18 protein-coding genes, 1 tRNA gene and 1 pseudogene are annotated in these 21,627 nt (G+C 69.6%); 7 read left to right on the forward strand and 13 right to left on the reverse strand.

The window, feature by feature from the left end; translation table 11 throughout:
• The first annotated feature begins 39 nt into the window (after positions 1-39).
• On the forward strand, positions 40-867 hold the full coding sequence (locus tag ACIPTO_RS12190) for a serine/threonine protein kinase (protein WP_401191123.1): 828 nt from the start codon (positions 40-42) through the stop codon (positions 865-867).
• Between the two features lie 76 nt (positions 868-943).
• On the opposite strand, the gene ACIPTO_RS12195 is transcribed toward ACIPTO_RS12190, so the two are convergent.
• The 4 genes from ACIPTO_RS12195 to ACIPTO_RS12210 form a co-directional block, all read right to left on the reverse strand.
• Positions 944-1,016 (reverse strand) — tRNA-His (locus ACIPTO_RS12195).
• A gap of 82 nt (positions 1,017-1,098) precedes the next feature.
• Positions 1,099-1,701: an oligoribonuclease gene (gene orn, locus ACIPTO_RS12200; RefSeq protein WP_366313187.1), complete on the reverse strand. Its 603-nt coding sequence runs from the start codon at positions 1,699-1,701 to the stop codon at positions 1,099-1,101.
• 133 nt (positions 1,702-1,834) lie between these two features.
• Positions 1,835-3,088, reverse strand: coding sequence for a helix-turn-helix domain-containing protein (locus ACIPTO_RS12205; protein WP_366313189.1), 1,254 nt, complete (start codon positions 3,086-3,088; stop codon positions 1,835-1,837).
• 386 nt (positions 3,089-3,474) lie between these two features.
• Positions 3,475-3,798, reverse strand: coding sequence for a hypothetical protein (locus ACIPTO_RS12210; RefSeq protein ID WP_401191126.1), 324 nt, complete (start codon positions 3,796-3,798; stop codon positions 3,475-3,477).
• Between the two features lie 310 nt (positions 3,799-4,108).
• On the opposite strand from ACIPTO_RS12210, the gene ACIPTO_RS12215 reads away from it, so the two are divergent.
• Both ACIPTO_RS12215 and ACIPTO_RS12220 read left to right on the forward strand, forming a co-directional pair.
• Positions 4,109-4,636, forward strand: coding sequence for a universal stress protein (locus tag ACIPTO_RS12215; RefSeq protein WP_366313193.1), 528 nt, complete (start codon positions 4,109-4,111; stop codon positions 4,634-4,636).
• Between the two features lie 140 nt (positions 4,637-4,776).
• Entirely contained in the window at positions 4,777-5,340 is a 564-nt protein-coding gene (locus tag ACIPTO_RS12220; RefSeq protein ID WP_401191128.1) for a GPR1/FUN34/YaaH family transporter, read from the forward strand.
• A 79-nt stretch (positions 5,341-5,419) separates the two neighbouring features.
• Here ACIPTO_RS12220 and glmS read toward each other — a convergent pair whose 3' ends face one another.
• Entirely contained in the window at positions 5,420-7,237 is a 1,818-nt protein-coding gene (glmS, locus tag ACIPTO_RS12225) for a glutamine--fructose-6-phosphate transaminase (isomerizing) (protein ID WP_366313197.1), read from the reverse strand.
• A gap of 12 nt (positions 7,238-7,249) precedes the next feature.
• Positions 7,250-7,507: a hypothetical protein gene (locus ACIPTO_RS12230; RefSeq protein ID WP_266768966.1), complete on the reverse strand. Its 258-nt coding sequence runs from the start codon at positions 7,505-7,507 to the stop codon at positions 7,250-7,252.
• Between the two features lie 165 nt (positions 7,508-7,672).
• Between ACIPTO_RS12230 and ACIPTO_RS12235 the strand changes: the two genes are divergently transcribed.
• Complete coding sequence (locus tag ACIPTO_RS12235; RefSeq protein WP_366313199.1) at positions 7,673-9,253, forward strand: metallophosphoesterase family protein; 1,581 nt, start codon at positions 7,673-7,675, stop codon at positions 9,251-9,253.
• Between the two features lie 60 nt (positions 9,254-9,313).
• Here the strand turns inward: ACIPTO_RS12235 and ACIPTO_RS12240 are convergent, their stop codons facing one another.
• Positions 9,314-10,192, reverse strand: coding sequence for a DUF4429 domain-containing protein (locus tag ACIPTO_RS12240; protein WP_401191131.1), 879 nt, complete (start codon positions 10,190-10,192; stop codon positions 9,314-9,316).
• A 95-nt stretch (positions 10,193-10,287) separates the two neighbouring features.
• Between ACIPTO_RS12240 and ACIPTO_RS12245 the strand changes: the two genes are divergently transcribed.
• The gene (locus ACIPTO_RS12245; RefSeq protein WP_401192102.1) at positions 10,288-11,880 is read left to right on the forward strand and encodes a beta-N-acetylhexosaminidase; all 1,593 of its coding nucleotides are present in this window, start codon (positions 10,288-10,290) and stop codon (positions 11,878-11,880) included.
• A gap of 82 nt (positions 11,881-11,962) precedes the next feature.
• Here the strand turns inward: ACIPTO_RS12245 and ACIPTO_RS12250 are convergent, their stop codons facing one another.
• Together ACIPTO_RS12250 and ACIPTO_RS12255 are read right to left on the reverse strand one after the other, a co-directional pair.
• Positions 11,963-13,741, reverse strand: a complete 1,779-nt coding sequence (locus ACIPTO_RS12250) for an IucA/IucC family protein (RefSeq protein ID WP_401191133.1) — start codon at positions 13,739-13,741, stop codon at positions 11,963-11,965.
• Positions 13,738-14,319: a GNAT family N-acetyltransferase gene (locus ACIPTO_RS12255; protein WP_401191135.1), complete on the reverse strand. Its 582-nt coding sequence runs from the start codon at positions 14,317-14,319 to the stop codon at positions 13,738-13,740. The genes ACIPTO_RS12250 and ACIPTO_RS12255 overlap by 4 nt, the downstream gene beginning before the upstream one ends.
• A 68-nt stretch (positions 14,320-14,387) precedes the next feature.
• Between ACIPTO_RS12255 and ACIPTO_RS12260 the strand changes: the two genes are divergently transcribed.
• A complete protein-coding gene (locus ACIPTO_RS12260) occupies positions 14,388-15,662 on the forward strand; it encodes an RNA-guided endonuclease InsQ/TnpB family protein (RefSeq protein ID WP_401191137.1) in 1,275 nt (424 codons plus the stop codon).
• Here ACIPTO_RS12260 and ACIPTO_RS12265 read toward each other — a convergent pair.
• The 4 genes and pseudogenes from ACIPTO_RS12265 to ACIPTO_RS12280 all read right to left on the reverse strand — a co-directional run bounded on the left by ACIPTO_RS12265 (position 15,617) and on the right by ACIPTO_RS12280 (position 20,223).
• Complete coding sequence (locus ACIPTO_RS12265) at positions 15,617-16,894, reverse strand: SidA/IucD/PvdA family monooxygenase (RefSeq protein WP_366313207.1); 1,278 nt, start codon at positions 16,892-16,894, stop codon at positions 15,617-15,619. The two genes, ACIPTO_RS12260 and ACIPTO_RS12265, sit on opposite strands and share 46 nt — an antisense overlap.
• A complete protein-coding gene (gene desA / locus ACIPTO_RS12270; protein WP_401191139.1) occupies positions 16,878-18,320 on the reverse strand; it encodes a lysine decarboxylase DesA in 1,443 nt (480 codons plus the stop codon). The genes ACIPTO_RS12265 and desA overlap by 17 nt, the downstream gene beginning before the upstream one ends.
• Positions 18,321-18,471: 151 nt before the next feature.
• Positions 18,472-19,063 (reverse strand): annotated as a pseudogene (locus ACIPTO_RS12275) (siderophore-interacting protein).
• A gap of 110 nt (positions 19,064-19,173) precedes the next feature.
• Complete coding sequence (locus ACIPTO_RS12280; RefSeq protein ID WP_401191141.1) at positions 19,174-20,223, reverse strand: ABC transporter substrate-binding protein; 1,050 nt, start codon at positions 20,221-20,223, stop codon at positions 19,174-19,176.
• Between the two features lie 271 nt (positions 20,224-20,494).
• Between ACIPTO_RS12280 and ACIPTO_RS12285 the strand changes: the two genes are divergently transcribed.
• Positions 20,495-21,604: a polyprenyl synthetase family protein gene (locus ACIPTO_RS12285; protein WP_401191143.1), complete on the forward strand. Its 1,110-nt coding sequence runs from the start codon at positions 20,495-20,497 to the stop codon at positions 21,602-21,604.
• Positions 21,605-21,627: the final 23 nt, after the last annotated feature.

The raw sequence follows: 21,627 nt of genomic DNA on the forward strand, positions 1-21,627 counted from the left end.
GCTCGGTTGCCTCGCTCCAAGAGTCCACTCGTTCCACTTATGCGGTCCCTGTCCCTTCCCGGCGGCCCCACGGAAAGGAGCACTCCTCTGCCCGGTCCCCACCCCCTCCTCGGCGTCGACGGCATCCCCGCGACCGAGCCGTACCTCCGCTCGGTGGGCACACTCTTCCGGGCCTTCCGCGACCAGGACTCCGGCTGCGTCTCCTACGGCGTCCAACTCCCGGACGGCGAACGCTGGTTCGTGAAGGAGGCGACAACTCCCGCCGCCCAGGCCTCACTCGACCGCGCCTGGACCTTCCACCGCGCGGTCCGGCACCCGGCGATCGTCCCCCAGCTCCACCGCATCACCGTCGCGGGCGCCCACACGGCGGCCGTCATGCCCTGGCACCCCGGCGAGTCCCTCTACGGCCCCGCCCGCGCCCGCTTCCGCGCCCTGCCGCTGGCCTCCGTCCTGCGCGCGGTCGACCGCGTCCTGGACGCGCACCTCGCGGTGGAGGCCGCGGGCATGGTCGCCGTCGACCTCTACGACGGCGCCTTCCTGCACGACTTCGGCGCCGACGTCCTCCGCCTGATCGACCTCGACGAGTACCGCCCCGGCCCCTTCGTCCTCCAGGAGGACCGCCTCCCGGGCTCGGCCCGCTTCATGGCCCCCGAGGAGTGGCACCACGGCGCCCGCATCGACATCCGCACCACGGTCTACGCCCTCGCCCGCACCGCCCGCCTCCTCCTCGACGCCGGAGACGGCGAACGGGCCTGGCGCGGCACGCCGGCCCAGCTCGCCGTACTGGACCGGGCCACCCGCCCCGACCCGGCCGAACGCTTCGCTGGAGTAAGGGAGTTCACGGCCGCGTGGCGCGCCGCCACCTGATCTCGTCGCCGTGGGCCGCGCCGGAAAACGAATCAGCCGGTGACTCCGTTTCCGGAGTCACCGGCTGATTACTCAGGGTGAGTGACGGGACTTGAACCCGCGACTTCCTGGACCACAACCAGGTGCTCTACCAGCTGAGCTACACCCACCATGCCCGGTCGTTCACTCGAAGGCTTACCGACCGGCCGAGAAAAAGTGTACAGGGTCCGAAGGGGTGCTCGCGCACGCCTTTTACTGCGCCGGCAGGACGTGCTTGGCGGCGATCGTGCGGGCCGTCTCCGAGTCGGGTCCGGGCTGCGGGACGAAGATCGCCTCGCGGTAATAGCGCAGCTCGGCGATGGATTCGCGGATGTCGGCGAGGGCCCGGTGGTTGCCCTTCTTCTCGGGGCTGTTGAAGTACGCCCGCGGGTACCAGCGGCGGGCCAGCTCCTTCACCGAGGACACGTCCACGATGCGGTAGTGGAGGTACTCCTCCAGGGTCGGCATGTCACGGAGCAGGAAACCGCGGTCGGTGCCGACCGAGTTGCCGCACAGCGGGGCCTTGCCCGGCTCCTTGACGTGTTCCCGGATGTACGCCAGGACCAGTTCCTCGGCGTCGGCCAGCGTCGTGCCGCCCGCCAGTTCGTCGAGCAGGCCGGACGCGGTGTGCATCTGGCGCACTACGTCCGGCATCGTCTCCAGTGCCCGGTCCGGCGGGCGGACGACGATGTCCACCCCCTCGCCGAGCACGTTCAGCTCGGAGTCCGTGACGAGGGCGGCCACCTCGATGAGAGCGTCGTCTGACAGCGAGAGGCCGGTCATCTCGCAGTCGATCCACACCATGCGATCGTTCATGTGTCTCACCCTAAGGTGCGGGCCGCCCGGCTGGGCCGATCGTGCGCCCGCCTTGTGGTCCGGGGGCACGCGAAAACTCCCGGAGGCCCCTCGGGGAGGCCTCCGGGAGAGTCCCGTCACACCTGTGGCGGACCTAGGTCGCGCTCCGCTGGCCGGGCAGGCTCGCCGCCCGGCTGGTGGCGTACGCCTCACGGCCGTTCTCCACCGAGGCGGTGGTCGCCGCCGACAGCGCGCTCGCCGCCGTACGCCGTGACTGCATCGGCACCGGGCCGTCCGGGTGCAGCGCGGGCGGCAGGCCCGCCGGACCCAGCGACGCCGGGCCGCCGGGCTGGCCGGGAGTGCCGTCGGCGTCCACCTGCTTGTCGCCCTGGGGCCTGCGGGCCCGGTACGCGGCCCGGTAGGCGGCGGGCGACGAGCCCAGCTGCCGCCGGAAGTGTCCCCGCAGGGCCACCGGCGAGCGGAAGCCGCAGCGGCCCGCGACCTCGTCCACCGAGTAGTCCGACGTCTCCAGCAGGCGCTGCGCCTGGAGCACCCGCTGCGTGATCAGCCACTGCAGGGGAGCGCTCCCGGTGAGCGAGCGGAAGCGGCGGTCGAACGTACGCCTGCTCATGTACGCGCGAGCCGCCAGGGTCTCCACGTCGAACTGTTCGTGGAGGTGCTCCAGCGCCCAGGCGACGACCTCCGCGAGCGGGTCGGCGCCGATCTCCTCTGGTAAAGACCGGTCGAGGTAGCGCTCCTGACCGCCGCTTCGGCGCGGGGGGACCACCAGCCGGCGGGCGAGCGCGCCGGCCGCCTCGTTGCCGTGGTCCGTCCGCACGATGTGGAGACAGAGATCGATTCCGGCCGCCGTGCCGGCCGACGTCAGGACGTCCCCGTCGTCGACGAAGAGCTCTCTGGGGTCGACGTGCACCGACGGATAGCGCTTGGCCAGCGTCGGCGCGTACATCCAGTGGGTGGTGGCCGGGCGGCCGTCCAGCAGGCCCGCGGCGGCCAGCACGAAGGCGCCGGTGCACAGGCCGACGATGCGGGCCCCTTCCTCGTGCGCGCGGCGGATGGCGTCGAGCGCCTCCTCCGGCGGTGGCGAGGTGATCGACCGCCAGGCCGGCACGACGACGGTGCCCGCCCGTGAGATCGCTTCCAGCCCATGCGGTGTGGTGAGTTCCAGCCCGCCGGTGGTGCGCAGCGGTCCTTCTTCGCCACCGCACACAAGAAGGCGGTAGCGCGGAACCCCGGCGTCCTGCCGGTCGATCCCGAACACCGACAGCGGTATGGAACTCTCGAAGATGGGGCCGCCGCTGAACAGCAGCACCGCGACGATCTCCTTGCGGCGTCGCCCGGAAAGCTTCCGGGCAGCGGCTTCCGGCGCGGCAGTGGAGTCGTGGCTCATACTGCTAAGCCCCCCTCGGTGGTCGCGTCGCCCCTAACTTGTCGGGCTTGTCGCTCCAGCACGTTTCCCCTCGGTCCTGCACGAGTCCCCCGCCGTAAGACGTCAAGATCGAATCTACTGTGTCCAGTGGTGCCGGGGTGACCAGTTCGGCAACCGGCACATTGTCGACATGGCAACTTGGCGTGAAGCATTCGATCACGAAGCGTTGCACTCGTGGGCCGTGCAGGGAAGTACGCCTCGTCGTAGTGGCCAATCCCCGTAGGGTGCGCACGCCCTCCCAGACCCTTTCGGTGCAGGTGGAACGGGGGTTGGGGGGTGGTTCGGACAACAGATGTGCGGTGACCGGAAGTTGGCTGAAAAGCGTCGGGCGCGTGCGCGGAAACCGGTCAGTCGACCGGTGTACTTCCCCCGGCGCGCCGGCCGCCCCTGCGCGCCCCCGCCCCGGCCCGGTGCCGGTGGCCGCGGAGCGGGGGCTGTTCTTCGGCCAGCAGTCGTACGGTGCTCCGCTCGGACCGGCGCAGCAGCACCCGGCAGGCGGCGGTGACGGCTGCCAGGCCCAGTGCCGTCCCCGTGGCACCGGCGAGGGAGGTGCCGTACCAGAGGAGGACGAGGGGGACCAGGACACAGCTGAAGACCGCCCAGCGCACCACATCGGTCGCGGTGTCCGGGCCGGGGTGTGACTCGGAGGTCGTCGTACGGTGTCCGGACATGGCGTGCTCCCTGGGGCGGCGGCTCGCCGGGTTCAACGCGTGTTCGATCCGTCGGTCACTGTAGGGCAGTCCATCGGTGTGTGCGGATAAGTGAATCCTGTGCAAACCGCCTGTACGGGGCAGCAACCATTGCGTTACGGGCGCCCCTCGTGCATGCTCCGGGGAACTCCGCCGGAGCGTGCGCGGGATATGGGCTAAGGAGGAGTGCCGCCGTACCCTTGGGGGTATGGGCTTGGGAAGATGATTCCCGGACACAGCTCCGCCGCACCCTGCTGTCCCCTCCCAAGAGGATCAAAACGCCGAGACACCCATGGCCGGTCACGAATCTTTCGAACCCGCGGACCGCAAGCGGCCCGTCGCCGATCCCACGGCGGCCGAGCCCCTGGCGGCGGAAGAAGCACGTCATTCCTGCGACCCCGCGTTCAAGCACGGTGTGGTCGTCGGCTTCGACGGCTCCACGTCCAGTGAGCGTGCCCTCGCCTACGCGATCGGCATGGCCCACCGCTCGGGCTCGGGGCTGATCATCGTCCATGTCGCCAACCGGCTGCCCACCACGGTGTGGGCGGGCTGCGAGCCACCGGTCTTCGTCGACGTCCCGGACCACCGCACCGAGGTGCTGGGTCTGGAGCTGGCGTGCGCCGAGTACCTGGCGGAGGTGCCCTGGATCCTGGTCGAGCGCGGCGGCGACATCTGCCACGAACTCGAAGAGGTGGGGCGGGAGTACGAGGCGGACGCGATCGTCGTGGGCTCCACGCACGGCATCGTCGGACGCATCTTCGGCTCCGTCGCCGGGCGGCTCGCCAAGCGGGCGCAGCGGCCGGTCATCGTCATCCCCTGACCTGCCGCCGGGATGCCCCGCGGCCTTGTCCGCGTTCTTCGGCCGTCCCTGAATTCCCTGCTGCGCAGAGGTGTTTGTGCCCTTGTGAAGGGCATATATCGGTCACACGCACCAACGCGCATGCATGAAGGGAGCCCGCCGTGGACAATGACGTCTCCGCGGGAAGCACCACCTCGATCGTCGGCCGACTCGCCCTGGGAATCACCCTGTTGGCCTTCGGCCTCGGGTACACCGATGTCATCAACGGCGTCTCCACGGCTGATGCCGTGTCAGTCGCCCATTACGTGGGCGGAGTCGCCCTCTTCCTCGTCGGACTGCTCGCCTTCCGCGACGGCGACACGGCCAGTGGTACGGCGTTCACCGCGTTCGGCGCGCTCTGGTTCACCTGGGCCGTCTCCGCGGGCAACTCCGCGTCGGACAACGCGGCGGGGCTGTTCCTGGTCCTGTTCGCCCTCGTCGCGCTCTCGGTGACGCTCGCGGGCGGCGACCAACTCACGCAGGGAACCTACGGGTTGTTCTTCGTGTCGCTCGTGCTGCTCGCGATCGCCCAGTTCGCCGGGAACGACGGGCTGGGGAAGGTCGGGGGATGGTTCGGGGTCGCCGCGGGGGCTGTCGCCTGGTATGCGGCGACGGCGGCCCTGGCGCACTGGCCGACGGTTCTCCCTCGACGGGCTGCTGGTCGGGGCGTGACGGCGACTGGCTGACCGGCAGCTGAGAGGACCCCCGCGTGTGTGAGGCGACACGTGGGGGTCCTCTTTGTCTCGTCGGCCGGTGCGGGGACGCTTACTCCACCGTGACCGACTTCGCGAGGTTCCTGGGCTTGTCGATGTCCCGGCCCAGCGCCAACGCCGTGTGGTATGCGAGGAGTTGGAGCGGGATGCCCATCAGGATCGGGTCCAGCTCGTCCTCGTTCTTGGGGACGACGACGGTCTGGTCGGCCTTCTCCTGGTGCTGGTGGGCCACCGCGAGGATGCGGCCGCTGCGGGCCTTGATCTCCTCCAGGGCGGCGCGGTTCTTCTCCAGGAGGTCGTCGTCGGGGACGATCGCGACCGTGGGGAGGGCCGGCTCGATCAGCGCGAGGGGGCCGTGCTTCAACTCCGAGGCGGGGTAGGCCTCGGCGTGGATGTACGAGACCTCTTTGAGCTTCAGGGAGGCCTCGCGGGCCACCGGGTAGCCGCGGACCCGGCCGATGAAGAGCATGGAGCGGGCCTCGGCGTACTCGGCGGCCAGCTTCTTGATCTCCTCCTCCTGGTCGAGGATCTCGGTGATCTGGGCCGGGAGCTTGCGGAGGCCCTCGATGATGCGCTTGCCGTCGCGGACCGAGAGGTCGCGGGTGCGGCCGAGGTGCAGGGCCAGCAGGGCGAAGGCGACCGTGGTGTTGGTGAAGCACTTGGTCGAGACGACGCAGACCTCGGGGCCCGCGTGGACGTACATGCCGCCGTCCGCCTCGCGCGCGATGGCCGAGCCGACGACGTTCACCACGCCGAGGACGCGGGCGCCCTTGCGCTTGAGCTCCTGGACCGCCGCCAGCACGTCGTACGTCTCGCCGGACTGGGAGACCGCGATGTACAGGGTGTCCGGGTCGACGACGGCGTTGCGGTAGCGGAACTCCGAGGCGGGCTCGGCGTCCGCGGGGATGCGGGCCAGTTCCTCGATCATCTGGGCGCCGATCATGCCCGCGTGGTACGAGGTGCCGCAGCCGAGGATCTTGACGCGGCGGATCTGCCGGGCCTCGCGGGCGTCCAGGTTGAGGCCGCCGAGGTGCACGGTGGAGAAGCGGTCGTCGATGCGGCCGCGCAGCACGCGGTCCACGGCGTCGGCCTGCTCGAAGATCTCCTTGTGCATGTAGGTGTCGTGGCCGCCCATGTCGTAGGAGGCGGCCTCCCACTCGACGGTGGTCGGCTCGGACGTGGTGCGGGTGCCCTCGGTCGTGTATGTCCGGAAGTCGTCGGCCTTGAGGGTGGCCATCTCGCCGTCGTCCAGGGTCACGATCTGGCGGGTGTGCGTCACCAGTGCGGCGATGTCCGAGGCGACGAACATCTCCTTCTCGCCGATCCCGAGGACCACCGGGGAGCCGTTTCGAGCCACCACGATGCGGTCGGGGAAGTCCGCGTGCAGGACGGCGATGCCGTAGGTGCCCTCGATCACGCGGAGCGCGTCGCGGACCTTGTCCTCCAGTTTCTCCTGCTGGGAGCGGGCGACGAGGTGGGTGAGGACCTCGGTGTCGGTCTCGGAGAGGAACTCGACGCCGTCCGCCTCCAGCTTCTTCCGGAGGTCGGACGCGTTGTCGATGATGCCGTTGTGGACGACGGCGACCTTGCTGTCCGCGGACATGTGCGGGTGGGCGTTCACGTCGGAGGGGGCGCCGTGCGTGGCCCAGCGGGTGTGGGCGATTCCGGTGGTGCCCTTGAAGCGTGCCGGGACCTTGGCCTCCAGGTCGCGGACCCGGCCCTTGGCCTTGACCATCTTCAGGCCGGCCGTCTTCGGGGTGGTGACGACGATGCCCGCGGAGTCGTAGCCGCGGTACTCCAGCCGCTGGAGGCCCTCCAGCAGGAGCGGAGCCACGTCACGCCTGCCGATGTATCCGACGATTCCGCACATGTATAGGTATTCCTAGCCGTAGACGATCCGGCGCAGCTGCCGGAGCGTCAGCTCCGGCGGGGCCACGGCCCGGTATTTCAGGTCCGCCTCGATCCGGTCGAAGATCGTCGCGTTCACCAGGCCCTGGGCCTGGAGCTCGCGGTGGCGGCGACGGACGTATTCCTCGGTCGTCTCGTCGAAGTAGGCGAGCACGTCCTGGATCACCCGCAGTGCCTCGCCCCGGTTGAGGGTCGTGGAGCGCGTCAGATGATCAACGAGTTCGTCGTGCACCCGGTTGATCCTGGGGTACCGGAGGAAGGTTTGCAAGAATCCTGCCCGATATCGGGCAACGGGCTGTTGAAAGTCTTATGGGGCTCTGTTCGTAAGCTGTCCATCCTGTGTCTTGCGCGCGGTCGCCCATGTCGACGAGTTTCAGTCGCCATGGACATTCCTCGTATGGGAGTACCCGCCGAGCTCGCCGAGCGCATGAGCATGGCGGAACAGCACGAGTACCTGCGCGCGAGATTCTCGCGGCGCACGATGATCAGGGGCGGCGCCGTGACCCTCGGCGCCGTCGCGGGCGGCGTGTTCGTGCCGGGCGCCGTCGCCCAGGCGGCCGTCCCCACCCAGGCTTCTGCCACCTACGCCTCCGCCTCCACCGCGTCGGCGGCCGACGGCGCCCTCGTCTCCCCGTTCGGCCGGCACCTCGCCTTCGGCAACGACCCGGGCACGGAGGTGACGGTCTCCTGGCAGGTCCCGACCAACGTCAGGAAACCGTTCGTCCGCATCGGCGCGCACCCCTGGGACCTCTCCCGCAAGATCGAGGCCGAGGTGCGCACGCTGTACACCCCGGCGGGCGTCGGCGCGAGCGGTGACCACACCCAGTACTACCTGCACGCCAAACTGACCCACCTGCGCCCGGGCCGCACCTACTACTACGGCGTCGGCCACGCGGGCTTCGACCCGGCCGAGCCCCACCTGCTGGGCACCCTGGGCACCTTCACCACCGCCCCCGACCACAAGAAGCCGTTCACCTTCACGGCCTTCGGCGACGAGGGCGTCGGCTACCACGGCCTCGCCAACGACAGCCTGCTGCTCGCCCAGAACCCGGCCTTCCACCTGCACGCCGGCGACATCGCGTACGCCGACCCGGCGGGCCAGGGCCAGACCGCCGACACCGGCTTCGACTCGCGCATCTGGGACCAGTTCCTCGCGCAGACCGAGTCCGTCGCCAAGTCCGTGCCGTGGATGCCCGCCTACGGCAACCACGACATGGAGGCCTGGTACTCGCCCAACGGCTACGGCGGCGAGGACGCCCGCTGGAACCTGCCGGACAACGGCCCCGACAAGAAGAACCTGCCGGGCGTCTACTCCTTCGTCTACGGCAACACGGCGGTCATCTCGCTGGACGCCAACGACGTGTCCTTCGAGATCCCGGCCAACCTCGGCATCTCCGGCGGCACCCAGACCACGTGGCTGGAGGCGCAGCTCAAGAAGTTCCGCGCGTCCAAGGACATCGACTTCGTGGTGATCTTCTTCCACCACTGCGCGTACTGCACCTCGACGGCGCACTCCTCGGAGGGGGGAGTGCGCAACGAGTGGGTACCGCTGTTCGAGAAGTACACGGTGGACCTGGTCATCAACGGCCACAACCACCAGTACGAGCGCACCGACGTCATCAAGAAGAACGCGGTCACCAAGAAGCTGCCGATCGGCGGCACGGCGTACCCGGAGACCGAGGGCGTCGTCTACGTGACGGCGGGCGCGGCCGGCCGCAGCCTGTACGCGTTCTCCGCCCCCGACTCCTACGAGGGCCACCTCAACGAGGTCGACTCCGTCGCCGCCTTCATCAACACGAAGGACGGCAAGGTCAACGAGACGGTCGCCTGGTCGCGTGTGCGCTACCTCAACTACTCGTTCCTCCGCGTCGACGTCGAGCCCGCCCCGAGGGGCCGTACGACCACCCTGACGGTCCGCGGCATCGCCGAGACCGGCGCCGAGGTCGACCGCTTCACGGTCGCCCGCAAGGCCAAGTAGCCCTGAGACACCACGAGTTACGCCCGGAAGGCAGGGCGCGACCCGTCCGGCGGGCGGTCCTCACATACGTTTGAGGACCGCCTGTTTGGCCATCGCGAACTCGTCGTCCGTGAGCACCCCGTCCCGGTGCAGCTCCCCGAGCTCCCGCAGCCGCCGCAGCAGCGCGTCATGCCCGTCCCCCGCCGCGTCCGCCAACTGCCCCACGGACACCGGCTGTTCAGGGCGTACGTCGGCCTCGGCCGCAGGATGCGGCAGACGGGCCTGGACGGCCGCGGCGATCAGCGCCATCAGCGGATCCTTCTTGAAGCCCCACAGCTCGACCGAGTTGGGGTCGTACTTGGGCGGCGCCTTCGTCGGCGCGTTGCGCACGGTGAAGCGGATGTAGCCGTTCTCCAGACCGGCCGACGGCCGCCACTCCACGCCGACGAGATCCGCGACGGCCAGCGTGCGGACGCCGGCCGCGGACTTGGCGTCCTCGGTCTTCCAGTTCCACTCCAGCCGTACGCGCTCGCCGTCGAAGCTCGCCGTGCCGTCCCCGGCGGACACCGACAGCGGAACGGCCGGGCCCGGCAGCAGATACGCGTCCACCGGACCGGCCGGCACCCGGTCGAGCAGCAGGGCGCTCCGCACCTCGTCCACGAAGTACTCGGCGACCCCGTACCGGTCCGACTCGACGGGGAGCTGATACGGGTCGTCGCCCTCGGCGAGCCGGCCGCCGGTGGCGTGCAGCAGCGGGTCCGCGCCGTCGCGCAGCCGCAGTCTCAGCCGCCCGGACCTGCGGCCCTGCTCGAAGGAGACCCCCGCCAACGCGCCCAGCGGGACCACGAGTTCGCCGAGAGTCTTGCGGAACAGGCCGACGTTCTTGTCCCGCCCGGGAGTCAGCCGCAGGGCGTCGCCGTCGAAGACCCAGGTGCCGTCCTTCTGGATGATTTCCGCCATAGAGGGGATTGTTCCATCGCCCAGCCGACAGAATGGTCTGTACCTGTCCGGACGCACAGGAAGTCCAAAGGAAGGGACCGCTTGTGAGACACCTTGTGAGACAGCGCCGCCGGACGACCCGGCTCCTCGGTTCGCTGCTGCTCGTCGCCGCCGCGAGCGTCTCCGTCGCCGGTGCCGCACCCCCGGCCGGAGCCGCGGCAGCCGTCACCCCGCTGGGCCGGGTGATCCCCGCGCCCGCCAAGGTCGCGCCCGCCGGGCAGCCGTACCGGATCACCGGCGTCACCCGCATCCGGGTGGGCGAATCGCGGGAGTCGCGGCGGATCGGCGAGTACCTCGCGGGCATCCTGCGGCCCTCCACCGGCTACCGGCTGCCGGTCACCACCCGCGGCAAGGGCGGCATCCAACTCCGCCTGGCCAAAGGCACGTTCGGCGACGAGGGATACCGGCTCAACAGCACACCCGGCGGCGTCACCATCACCGCGAGCAGGCCCGCGGGACTCTTCCACGGCGTGCAGACCCTGCGCCAACTCCTGCCCGCCGCCGTCGAGAAGACCTCACGGCAGCCCGGCCCCTGGCGGATCGCGGGCGGCACCATCGAGGACTCCCCGCGCTACGCCTACCGCGGAGCGATGCTCGACGTCTCCCGGCACTTCTTCACCGTCGGCCAAGTCAAGCGCTACATCGACGAGTTGGCCCTCTACAAGATCAACGAACTGCATCTGCACCTCAGCGACGACCAGGGCTGGCGCATCGCCGTCGACTCCTGGCCCCGCCTGGCGTCCTACGGCGGCTCGACCGAGGTCGGCGGCGGCACCGGCGGCCACTACACCAAGGCCGACTACCGGGAGATCGTCCGCTACGCTTCCTCGCGCTTCCTCGAAGTGGTGCCCGAGATCGACATGCCGGGCCACACGAACGCGGCCCTCGCCTCCTACGCCGACCTGAACTGCGACGGCGTCGCACCCCCGCTCTACACGGGCACGGAGGTCGGCTTCAGCTCGCTCTGCGTCGGCAAGGACCTCACGTACCGCTTCGTGGACGACGTGGTCCGCGAGCTCGCCGCGATCACACCGGGCCGCTATCTCCACATCGGCGGCGACGAGGCGCACTCCACCAGCCATGACGACTACGTCAAGTTCATGGACCGGGTGCAGCCGATCGTCACCAAGTACGGCAAGACGGTGATCGCCTGGCACCAGATCACCGGCGCCCACCCCGTGCCGGGCGCCCTCGCCCAGTACTGGGGACTCGACGACACCGACGCCGCCGAGAAGGCACAGGTCGCCGAGGCCGCGCGGAACGGCACCGGGCTGATCCTCTCGCCCGCCGACCGCGTCTACCTCGACATGAAGTACACCGAGGACACCCCGCTCGGCCAGGACTGGGCCGGACTCGTCGAGGTCAAGCGGTCCTACGACTGGAACCCGGGCAACTACCTGGCCGGAGTGCCGGGTTCGGCGATCCGGGGCGTCGAGGCACCGCTGTGGTCGGAGACGCTGGTGACCAGCGCGAACCTCGATCACATGGCCTTCCCCAGGCTCCCGGGCGTGGCCGAGCTGGGCTGGTCGCCGGCGTCGACGCACGACTGGGACGCCTACAAGGTGCGGCTCGCGGCCCAGGCGCCACGCTGGGACGCGCTCGGGATCGACTACTACCGCTCGCCCCAAGTGCCCTGGCCCGCCCGGTAGTCGACACGCGAACCGCCTGATCACGGCGCAGGGGCGGGCACCCCGGGGGACCGTACCCCGGGGTGCCCGCCTGTCTGTGCGGTCAGAACCCGGCGATGGGGTTCTTCAGGGTGCCGACGAGCTGGAGCGCGCCGGAGGGGTCCGCCAGATCCACCATCTGCTGGTTGTCGCGCAGTTGGAGGCGGTTGAGGCAGGACAGCGAGAACTCGGGGGCGAACATGTCGTACTGCCGGAACTTGTCGGCGAGTTCGGGTGCCGCGTCCTGGTACGCGCGCGTGACGTCGGCGACCGTACGCCAGAAGGCGTCCTCCTCCAGGATGCCCTCGGCGGCCAGGTCGGCGGCGAGGAAGCGGAAGAAGCAGTCGAAGACGTCGGTGAAGATCGACAGCAGTTTCTTGTCCTCGGGAACCTCGACGCGCAGCCGCTCCACCGTCGGCGGCAGCACCGCGTCCGGGTCCATGACGGCGATCTCCTCGGCGATGTCCTTGTAGATCGCGCGCTCGACCACACCGTCCTTCAGGACGAGGATGACGTTCTCGCCGTGCGGCATGAACACCAGGTCGTAGGCGTAGAAGCTGTGCAGCAGCGGGGTGAAGTACGCCCGCAGATACCGCCGCAGCCACTCCACCGGAGTCAGCCCCGACCGCTCGATCAGCGCGCCGGCGAACGACGCGCCCTCGTGGTCCCGGTGCACCAGCGAGGCCATCGTCGCCAGCGACTCGCCCTCCCGGAGCGAGGAGACCGGGCTCTCGCGCCACAGCGCGGCGAGCATCTTGCGGTACGGCGAGTAGCGGTCCGTCGCCGCCTCGTACTCCAGGTGGCGGTAGCCGACGGCGGCCCGCTCGCGGATGATCGACAGGCCGGTGGACCTCAGCACCGGGTCGTTGTCGATGAGCTGGGCGAGCCAGTCGTTGATGGCCGGGGTCGCCTCCATGTACGCGGCCGAAAGACCGCGCATGAAGCCCATGTTGATGACGGACAGGGCCGTCTTCACATAGTGCTTCTCGGGGTTCGACCGGTTGAAGAAGGTCCGGATGGACTGCTGGGCGAGGTACTCGTCGTCGCCCTCGCCGAGGCACACGAGATGGCCGCGGGCGACCTCGGCGGCGAAGGTGACGGTCAGCTTGTTCCACCACTGCCAGGGGTGGACGGGGATGAGGAGGAAGTCGTCGGGGTCCAGGCCCCGGTCGGCCAGGGTCCGCCCGAACCGTTCGACGGTCCCGGCGCCCAACTCGGCCCGTACGAACGACTCGTACTCGATGCCCACACCCGCCGTGAACGCGGCCCGGGAGCGGTGCGCGGCCAGCCACACCAGCCGGACCGGGCTCGCGGTCTCGGGGGCGTACGAGAGGTACTCGTGGATGCCGAAGCCGAGGCGGCCGTTGTTGGCGACGAAGCAGGGGTGGCCCTCGGTCATCCCCGTCTCGATGGCCTGGAAGTCGCTCTTCACCAGCTCGGCGACCGGGAGCTGCGGCTTGGTGAGCTTGTAGCAGGTGCCGGAGAGGGTGGAGGAGATCTCCTCCAGGTAGACCGGCAGGATCTCCTCGCTCAGCCCGAGCGCCTTCTGCAGCTCGATGAAGAAGTCCAGCGCGGCCAGCGGGAGTTCGGCGCCGTCGCGGTGCCGGGTGATGGACTCGGCGTCGACCTGCCAGTGGTCGAGGGCGTACCGGGTGGCGGCGAACCGGTAGCGGGTCAGCCCGTCGTCGCTGCGGACGACGTACGAGCCGCCGTCCTTCTCGTCCGGTTCGGGAGTGATCAGCCGCTCGTGCGCGAACTCGGCGAGGGCCTTGCGGATCAGGAGGCGGTTGGCCTTCTCCCAGCGCTCGGGGGAGAGGTGGGCCACGGCGTCGACGAGGCTCATGAGGACACCGCCGTCGCCGCCGTCGCCGCCGTCGCCGCCGTCGCGGTCAGGAACTGCTCCCGTGTGCAGAAGCTCAACAAGGCTTTCTTCTCCGGCTTCCGGATCTCTCGCTCGGGCACGAACCCGACCGTCTCGTTCAGGGCGTGCACGGCGGTGTTCGACACGTCCGGCTCCACGACGACACGCGCCACGGCCGGGTCCTCGAAGAGCCGGGCCATCACCGCGGTGATCACCGCGCGCGTGAACCCGTGGACCGGCGCCTCGGTGGCCGGCGTCAGGAAGTGCATCCCGATGTCACCGGGCGACGGCTCGTACAGACCGACCAGTTCGCGGTGGCGCGGGTCGTAGTACTCCATCAGGAAGACGGGCACACCGTCCCCGTCGAGCCCCAGCAGCGCGTGCTGGTGCTCGTCGGCCGCGATCTCCATGTAGGCCCGCTCGACGTCCTCCAGCCGCGCGTCCTGCATCATCCAGTAGGCGGCTTTGGGATGGGTGACCCAGCGGTGCAGCAACTCGGCGTCCTGGAGGGGGTCCAGGGGGCGGAAGGTGAAGCTGCCGACGTGGAAGACGGCGCTCATCGGGGTCTCCTTGTGCTCTTTCATGAAAACAGCGCCAGGCCGCCGTGGGGACGGCTAGCGTTTGAAGAATGGAGACTCTGCGCGTGAAGCGGGCATTCAAGTACCGCTTCTATCCGACCACGGAGCAGGCTGTTGAGCTGCTCCGGACGTTCGGGTGTGTACGCAAGGTCTACAACATGGCATTGGACGTTCGTAGTCGGGCGTGGACGGAGGAGAAGCGGAGAGTCTCCTACGCGGCCACGTCTTCGATGTTGACGGAATGGAAGAAGGAAGAAGACCTGGCCTTCCTGGCCGAAGTGTCTTCTGTGCCGCTCCAGCAGTCGCTGAGACATTTGCAGGCGGCGTTCTCGAACTTCTTCACGAAGCGCGCACAGTACCCGCGGTTCAAATCGAGGAAGAAGTCTCGGGCGGCTGCCGAATACACCCGGTCGGCGTTCACGTGGCGCGACGGTCGTCTGACCCTCGCCAAAATGGACACTCCGCTCGATATCCGATGGTCGCGCCGTCTGCCCGACGGCGCGGAGCCGAGCACCGTGACCGTGTCGCGCGACTCGGCCGGGCGCTGGTTCGTGTCCATCCTGGTGGAGGATGCCGGAGTACGGGCTCTTCCTGCCGGGGACAGTGCCATCGGGATCGATGTCGGAATCAACAGCCTGATCGCTCTGTCCACGGGCGAGAAGGTGACCAACCCGAGATTTCACAAAAGAGACACGGCTCGTCTGGCCGCAGCTCAGAGAGAGCTCGCCCGTAAGGAAAAGGGTTCCAGGAACCAGGCGAAGGCCCGTGAGAAGGTAGCGAGAATTCACGCGCGGATCGCCGATCGGCGGCGTGATCACCTGCACAAGCTGACCACTCGACTCGTCCAGGAAAACCAACTGGTGGTGATCGAGGATCTGCCTGTCCGCGGCCTCATGAGAAATCACACGCTGGCACGCACCATCGCGGATGCCTCGTGGGCCGAGCTGCGGTCGATGTTGGACTACAAGTGTGCCTGGTACGGGCGCGAACTCGTCGTGGTCGATCGCTTCTTCCCGTCGAGCAGGACATGCGCGCTGTGCGGTCTGATCCGGGAGGCACTGCCGCTCGGCGTCCGGCAATGGACGTGCGAAGGATGCGGCACGTGCCATGACCGGGACCACAACGCCGCTGAGAACATTCTGGCCGCCGGGCTGGCGGTGTCGGCCTGTGGAGCCGGTGTGAGACCTCAACGGAATTCCTCCGGGCGGGCTGTCGGCGACGAAGCAGGAAAGACCATGGCGCAAGCTGTGGGAGCCCCGCCCCCAAGGGCGGGGAGACGTCAAACGGCGAACTCCTGGAAGGCGATGGTCTGTTCGACCGGGTAGTACTCGGTGCCGAGCAGTTCGCGGATGATGTACGCGTTGCGGTACGCGCCCATGCCCAGGTCGGGGGACGTGATGCTGTGGGTGTGGACGCCGGCGTTCTGGAGGAAGACGCCGCGGCCCGTGGTGTCGATGGAGTAGTTGCGCGCGATGTCGAAGTTGCCCCGTGAGTCGTAGCGCAGCCGCTCGTGGACGGGCTTGAGGAACTCCGGCTCGGCGTACTTGTAGCCGGTCGCGAGGATCAGGCCCTGCGAGCGCAGGCTGTAGTCCTTCTCCTGCTCCTCCTGGCGGAGGCCCAGTTCGTACGCTCCGTCGCGGTAGGTGGCGCTGTTCAGCGCGGAGTTGGTGAGCAGCCGGGTGGGGACGGCGCCGCCGACCCGCTTCTGGTAGAGCAGGTCGAAGATGTCGTTGACGAGGTCGCCGTCGATGCCCTTGAAGAGGCCCTTCTGCTCGGCCGTGAGGCGGTAGCGGGTCTGTTCCGGCAGCGCGTGGAAGTAGTCGATGTACTCCGGAGAGGTCATCTCCAGCGTGAGTTTCGTGTACTCCAGCGGGAAGAAGCGCGGCGAGCGCGTCACCCAGTTCAACTCGTAGCCGTGGACGTCGATCTCGCTGAGCAGGTCGTAGTAGATCTCGGCGGCGGACTGGCCGCTGCCGACCAGCGTGATCGACTCCTTGGCCTGCAGCTCCGCCTTGTGCTGCACGTAGCGGGAGTTGTGGATGAAGTCGCCGCCCAGACCCGCGACGGCCTCGGGGAGGTACGGCGGGGTGCCGGTGCCCAGGACCAGGTGCCGGGCGCGGAACACGTCGCCGGCCTCGGTGTGGACGACGTAGACCCCGTCCTCGTACGTCACCTCCGAAACCGTCGTGCTGAAGCGCACGTTGGTGAGCCGGTCGGCGGCCCAGCGGCAGTAGTCGTCGTACTCGACGCGCAGCGGGTAGAAGTTCTCGCGGATGTAGAAGGGGTACAGACGCCCCTTCTCCTTCAGGTAGTTGAGGAAGGAGTACGGCGAGGTCGGGTCGGCGAGGGTGACGAGGTCCGACATGAACGGCGTCTGGAGGTGGGCGCCGTCGAGGAACATCCCGGCGTGCCACTCGAAGGCGGGCTTCGAGTCCAGGAAGAGACCGTCGAGTTCGGCGATGGGTTCGGTGAGGCAGGCGAGGCCGAGGTTGAAGGGACCGAGCCCGATGCCCACGAAGTCGTGGACCGTGGTGGCGGGTTCAGGAAGCGCGGTCAAGGGAGTCTCCCAGGTACTGCTCGGCGTGGCCGGCGATCAGGTCGAGGACGGCGGCGATGTCGTCGGTCGTCGTCTCGGGGTTGAGCAGGGTGAACTTCAGGTAGTGGCGGCCCGCGACCTTGGTGCCCGCGACCACCGCGTCACCGGAGGCGAACAGGGCCTTGCGGGCGTAGAGGTTGGCGCGGTCGATCTCGGCCGGGTCGGTGACGGCGGCCGGGATGTAGCGGTAGACGAGCGTGGAGAGCGAGGGCTCGACGACGACGTCGAAGCGCGGGTCGGCGGCCAGCAGCTTCCACCCCTCGGCGGCCAACTCGCAGACCTCGTCGAAGAGTTGGCCGATCCCGTCGGCGCCCATCACGCGCAGCGTCATCCACAGCTTGAGCGCGTCGAAGCGGCGGGTGGTCTGGAGGGACTTGTCGACCTGGTTGGGGATGCGCTCCTGCACCATGCGGCGCGGGTTGAGGTAGTCCGCGTGATAGGTCGCGTGCCGCAGGGTGTCGGCGTCGCGGACCAGCAGGGCGGACGAACTCACGGGCTGGAAGAAGGACTTGTGGTAGTCCACGGTGACCGAGTCGGCGCGCTCGATGCCGTCGATCCGGTTCCGGTGCTTCAGCGAGGCGAGCAGTCCGCAGCCGTAGGCCGCGTCGACGTGCATCCACACGCCGAACTGCTCGCAGAGGGCGGCGATTTCGGGCAGCGGGTCGATGGAGCCGAAGTCGGTGGTGCCGGCGGTGGCGACGACGGCCATGGGGACCAGTCCGGCGTCCTTGCAGCGGTGCAGCTCGCGGGCGAGCGCGACCGTCTGCATGCGCTTGTCGGCGCCGACGGGTATCGAGACGACGGCGTCCGGTCCGAGGCCCAGCAGTTTCGCCGACTTCTTCACGCTGAAGTGGCTCACCTCGGAGGCGAAGACGCGCAGTGTGGCCGGGCTGTCGGTCTTGGCCTCCTCGCGGGCCAGCAGCAGCGCCTGGAGGTTGGACTGGCTGCCGCCGGAGGTGAACACCCCGTCGGCGTGCGGTCCGAGGCCGATCCGTTCGTTGGTCCAGTCGATCAGTTTGCGCTCGATGAGGGTGCCGCCGGCCGACTGGTCCCAGGTGTCCAGGGAGGAGTTGACGGCGGAGAGCACCGCCTCGCCGAGGACCGCGGGGATCACGACCGGGCAGTTGAGGTGGGCGAGGTAGCGCGGGTGGTGGAAGTAGATCGCGTCGCGCAGGTAGACCTCGTCCAGTTCGTCGAGCACCGCGGTGGTGTCGTGCAGCGGGCGGTCGAGGTCGATGCGGTCGATGAGGGAGGAGAGGGCGTCGACCGTGACGCCGGTGAACGGTCGTTCGGTGGTGGCGAGTTTGGCCGCCACCCGCTCCACGCCTTCCGTCACGGAGCGGCGGTAGTGCTCCGCAGTCGTGTCATTGAGCAGGTGCGAGCGCATGTGGGGGTCCTCCGGTGGGGAAGTCCGTGCGGGACAGTGAGCGGCGGGGTTCCGCAACATCAACTTAGGTAAGCCTAACCTAACTTAACGTCGAGACGGCGCACCGCTCCCGTGACAGCCGTCACTCACGCCACGGCGGTCCCGCGTGCCGTCACCCGGCCTCGCGCACCTGCTCCTCGCCGAACCCCTGCCGCCAGTACCCGGCAAAGGTCACCCGGCGCCGGTCGATCGCCCGCTCACCCGCGAAGTGCCGCCGCAGCGCCTTGACCTGACCGGACTCGCCCGCGATCCACACGTACGGCCGCTCGGCGGAGGGGGGCGGGCGGCACGAAGGGCGCCGAGAGCCAAGGGGGGTCCTCGCGGTCCCAGACCCGGGCGCGCAGGCCCGCGGGCGGCCCTTCGAGGATGGCGGACACGGCCGGCGGGGCGGTCTCGTCGCCCCGGGTGACTACCGGATCGGTGTCCTCCGGCGGCCGGAACCGGATCGCCCGGTTGTCCGCGACGACGGGCCCGAGCAGCACCACCCGGTCACCCGCACCGGCACGCGAGGCCCAGCGGGAGGCGGGCACGGAGTGCCCCGGATGCGGCAGGAGCAACGACAGGGACTGGTCGCACCCGTCGGAGAGGAAGGACGCCGGATCGTCCCCGGCGAAGGTCACCCGGACCAGGGACGGCCCGAGCCGCTCCGTCCGCACGACGTGGAGAGAGAAGATGCGGAACGGGGCGGCAAGGGCCGTGGTCATGGGGGTGACTCCTGGGTCGGCGTCAGGGATGCGCACCCGGGGGAGCGAGGAACCGCGCGACCGGCCGCCGCCGGCGCGCAGCGCCCCACCGGAGTGCGGCCACCTCAGGGCTAGCTGACCTTCTTCGCGCTCTCGATCGCCTTGGCCAGGTCCTCGAGCAGGGGCGCGCACTTGTCGTAGGACAGGATCGGCTCGGGGTTGCGGGCGATGACCTGCCCGGCCTTCACTGCGGGCAGCTTCTTCCAGGTGCCCTCGGTGATGTCGGCGGGCTGGATCGCCGAGGTCCGGTTGTCCATCATGATGACGTCCGCCCCGTACTTGTCGACGTTCTCCCAGCTCAGGTTCTCGTACCAGCCGCCACTCGCCTTGAGCGCGGAGGCGGCCGGCTCGACGAAGTTCACGCCGAGCGCCTTGAAGTACTCCAGGTCGATGGAGAGGTTGGACCCGGAGACGTAGAAGATGTCCTGGCTCGCGGACCCCACGAGCACCTTGATGCCGGGCTTGGCCTTGGCCGCGGCGCGCAGCCGGGCCGCCGCGTCCTCGAACCGCTTCTTCGCCGCGGTGATGGTGGCCGACGTGGTGTCCGCGCCGAGGGACTTGGCGAGTTCGAGCATCCGCTGCAACGGCGTCGGCAGCTGCACGTCGTACACCGAGATGCCGACGGACGGCGCTCCCACGGCGAGGATCTTCTTCTTCGACTCCTCCGGGACGTACCAGAGCGTGCCCGCCGAGTCGAACATCGTGCTGATGAGGACGTCGGGCGCCAGGGCCGCGTACTTCTCGATGTTGAACTGGCCCCACTCGTTGCCGATGACGGTGACCTTGCTGATGTCCAGGTCGCCGGCCTGCACGTCGGCCTTGCCGTCCTTCAGCCTGGTCGGTCCGAAGACGCCCTTGGACTCGATGCCGTAGTCGTGCAGCGCGGCGGCGACACCGATGAACGAGACGATGGTCGCCGGGGTCGTGTCCGTCCTCGCGGTCTGGCCGCGGTCGTCCTTGAAGGTCCAGGGGCCGGACTTGGCGGCCGTCGTCTCCTTGTCCGAGCCACCGCTTTTCGCGTCGTCGTCGCCGCAGGCCGCGAGCACGGCGCCGAGGCCGAGGGCGCCGCCCGCGGCGAGGATGCCGCGGCGGGAGAGGTGAGTGGCACGGGCGTTGGACATGTATGGCTGCTTTCGAACAGGGCGGAGCGCCCGCCGGACAATTCGAAGGTAGGTTAGCCTAACCTCACCAAGTGTCCAGTGGGCGGGTCGCCGCCGCCCTCGTCCACACCGCCCCTGAGGCCGCCTTCCGCCCGGCCCGCACCCGGCTCGTGGGTCGCGCCCCGGCCGATGTGGCCGTCAACCGCCTTGTCCCGCACACCCGTTGTGATCAAGATCCTGCACAGGGCAGTCAGCGCGCGGGTGTTCGGTCGTCGGCGGAGGGGCAACCACGATGGACGCGACGGACGTGCAAGCGGTCGTACGGAGTGACGCGGCCCTCCTGGAGGACGACCTCGCCGCGTTCCTCGACACGCTGACCGCCCCGGCGCGGGCGGCACCCGGCTCCGTCCACGACACCGCCCTGCGCCGCGCGCTCCACGAACCGGTCGCCGACGCCCTCGGCTCCAAGACCGGCCAGCAGGCGCTCGCCCCCGCGCCCGGCGCACCCGGCGGCCGGACCCCGCTGCGGCCCTCGCTGGTGTACTGGGCCTACCGCAACTACCGGGGTTTCCCCCAGGAGCCGGAGAGCGGCGCCGACCTCGCGGTGATCCGGCGCACCGCGGTCGCCGTGCGGATCCTGCTGAAGGCCGCGGTCGCCCTCGACGACATCCAGGACGGCAGCGACGTCCGCTACGGCGAACCCGCCCTGCACACCACCCACGGCACCCCGCTCGCCCTCAACACCGGCGCCTGGCTGATCATGTCCGCGCTCCGGCACGCGGCCGACCCCGCCGTCGTGGACAGCCTGGTGCGCGCGGTCGGCGACGGTTTCACCGGACAGGCCGCCGACCTGTCCTCGCGTACGGCGCTCACCCGCGCGGAGCTGTCGGCGGCCCCGCGCGCCGCCCGGGTCGACTTCTGGGAGTCGACGGCCGCCCTCAAGACCGGCACCCTGTTCCGGATGCCGCTCGACGCGGCGGTCGCCGGGCTGCGGGTGGTCGAGGACGACCGGCTCGCCCTGGACCGCGCGATGCGCCAACTGGGCCTCGCCAGCCAGCTGTTCAACGACCTCACCGTCTTCGTCCCCGAACTCGGCGGCGCGCACGCCCGCGAGGACGTCGACGGCCCGGGCAACCGGGTCGTCCTCGAACTCCTCGGCGCGGACGGCGGCCCGCCGCCCGGCGAGGACGTCACACCGCACGTTCTCGGCCACCCCCACCTGCGGCGCACGCTGCTCGCGCTCGCCGAGGAGGCCGTGACGCTGAAGCGGGCCGCGAAGGACACCGTGCACGGCGTGTGCCGCTCCGAGCGCAGCGCCGCCTACTTCGACGTGACGATCGAACGCAAGGGCCACCTCGTCGACCGTCTGCTCGCGACGCTCCGGCGGCGCGGCGGCGCGTGACGGACGGCGGCGCGGGACGGGCC

The organism is Streptomyces sp. NPDC090083 (assembly GCF_044747445.1).
GTDB lineage: Bacteria > Actinomycetota > Actinomycetes > Streptomycetales > Streptomycetaceae > Streptomyces.

Bases quoted from the DNA above. Each gene is read 5' to 3' on its own strand.
- ACIPTO_RS12190 (WP_401191123.1), top strand. From the start codon at position 40: ATGCGGTCCCTGTCCCTTCCCGGCGGCCCCACGGAAAGGAGCACTCCT.
- orn (WP_366313187.1), bottom strand. From the start codon at position 1,701: ATGAACGATCGCATGGTGTGGATCGACTGCGAGATGACCGGCCTCTCG.
- ACIPTO_RS12205 (WP_366313189.1), bottom strand. From the start codon at position 3,088: ATGAGCCACGACTCCACTGCCGCGCCGGAAGCCGCTGCCCGGAAGCTT.
- ACIPTO_RS12210 (WP_401191126.1), bottom strand. From the start codon at position 3,798: ATGTCCGGACACCGTACGACGACCTCCGAGTCACACCCCGGCCCGGAC.
- ACIPTO_RS12215 (WP_366313193.1), top strand. From the start codon at position 4,109: ATGGCCGGTCACGAATCTTTCGAACCCGCGGACCGCAAGCGGCCCGTC.
- glmS (WP_366313197.1), bottom strand. From the start codon at position 7,237: ATGTGCGGAATCGTCGGATACATCGGCAGGCGTGACGTGGCTCCGCTC.
- ACIPTO_RS12235 (WP_366313199.1), top strand. From the start codon at position 7,673: ATGGGAGTACCCGCCGAGCTCGCCGAGCGCATGAGCATGGCGGAACAG.
- ACIPTO_RS12240 (WP_401191131.1), bottom strand. From the start codon at position 10,192: ATGGCGGAAATCATCCAGAAGGACGGCACCTGGGTCTTCGACGGCGAC.
- ACIPTO_RS12250 (WP_401191133.1), bottom strand. From the start codon at position 13,741: ATGAGCCTCGTCGACGCCGTGGCCCACCTCTCCCCCGAGCGCTGGGAG.
- ACIPTO_RS12255 (WP_401191135.1), bottom strand. From the start codon at position 14,319: ATGAGCGCCGTCTTCCACGTCGGCAGCTTCACCTTCCGCCCCCTGGAC.
- ACIPTO_RS12260 (WP_401191137.1), top strand. From the start codon at position 14,388: ATGGAGACTCTGCGCGTGAAGCGGGCATTCAAGTACCGCTTCTATCCG.
- desA (WP_401191139.1), bottom strand. From the start codon at position 18,320: ATGCGCTCGCACCTGCTCAATGACACGACTGCGGAGCACTACCGCCGC.
- ACIPTO_RS12280 (WP_401191141.1), bottom strand. From the start codon at position 20,223: ATGTCCAACGCCCGTGCCACTCACCTCTCCCGCCGCGGCATCCTCGCC.
- ACIPTO_RS12285 (WP_401191143.1), top strand. From the start codon at position 20,495: ATGGACGCGACGGACGTGCAAGCGGTCGTACGGAGTGACGCGGCCCTC.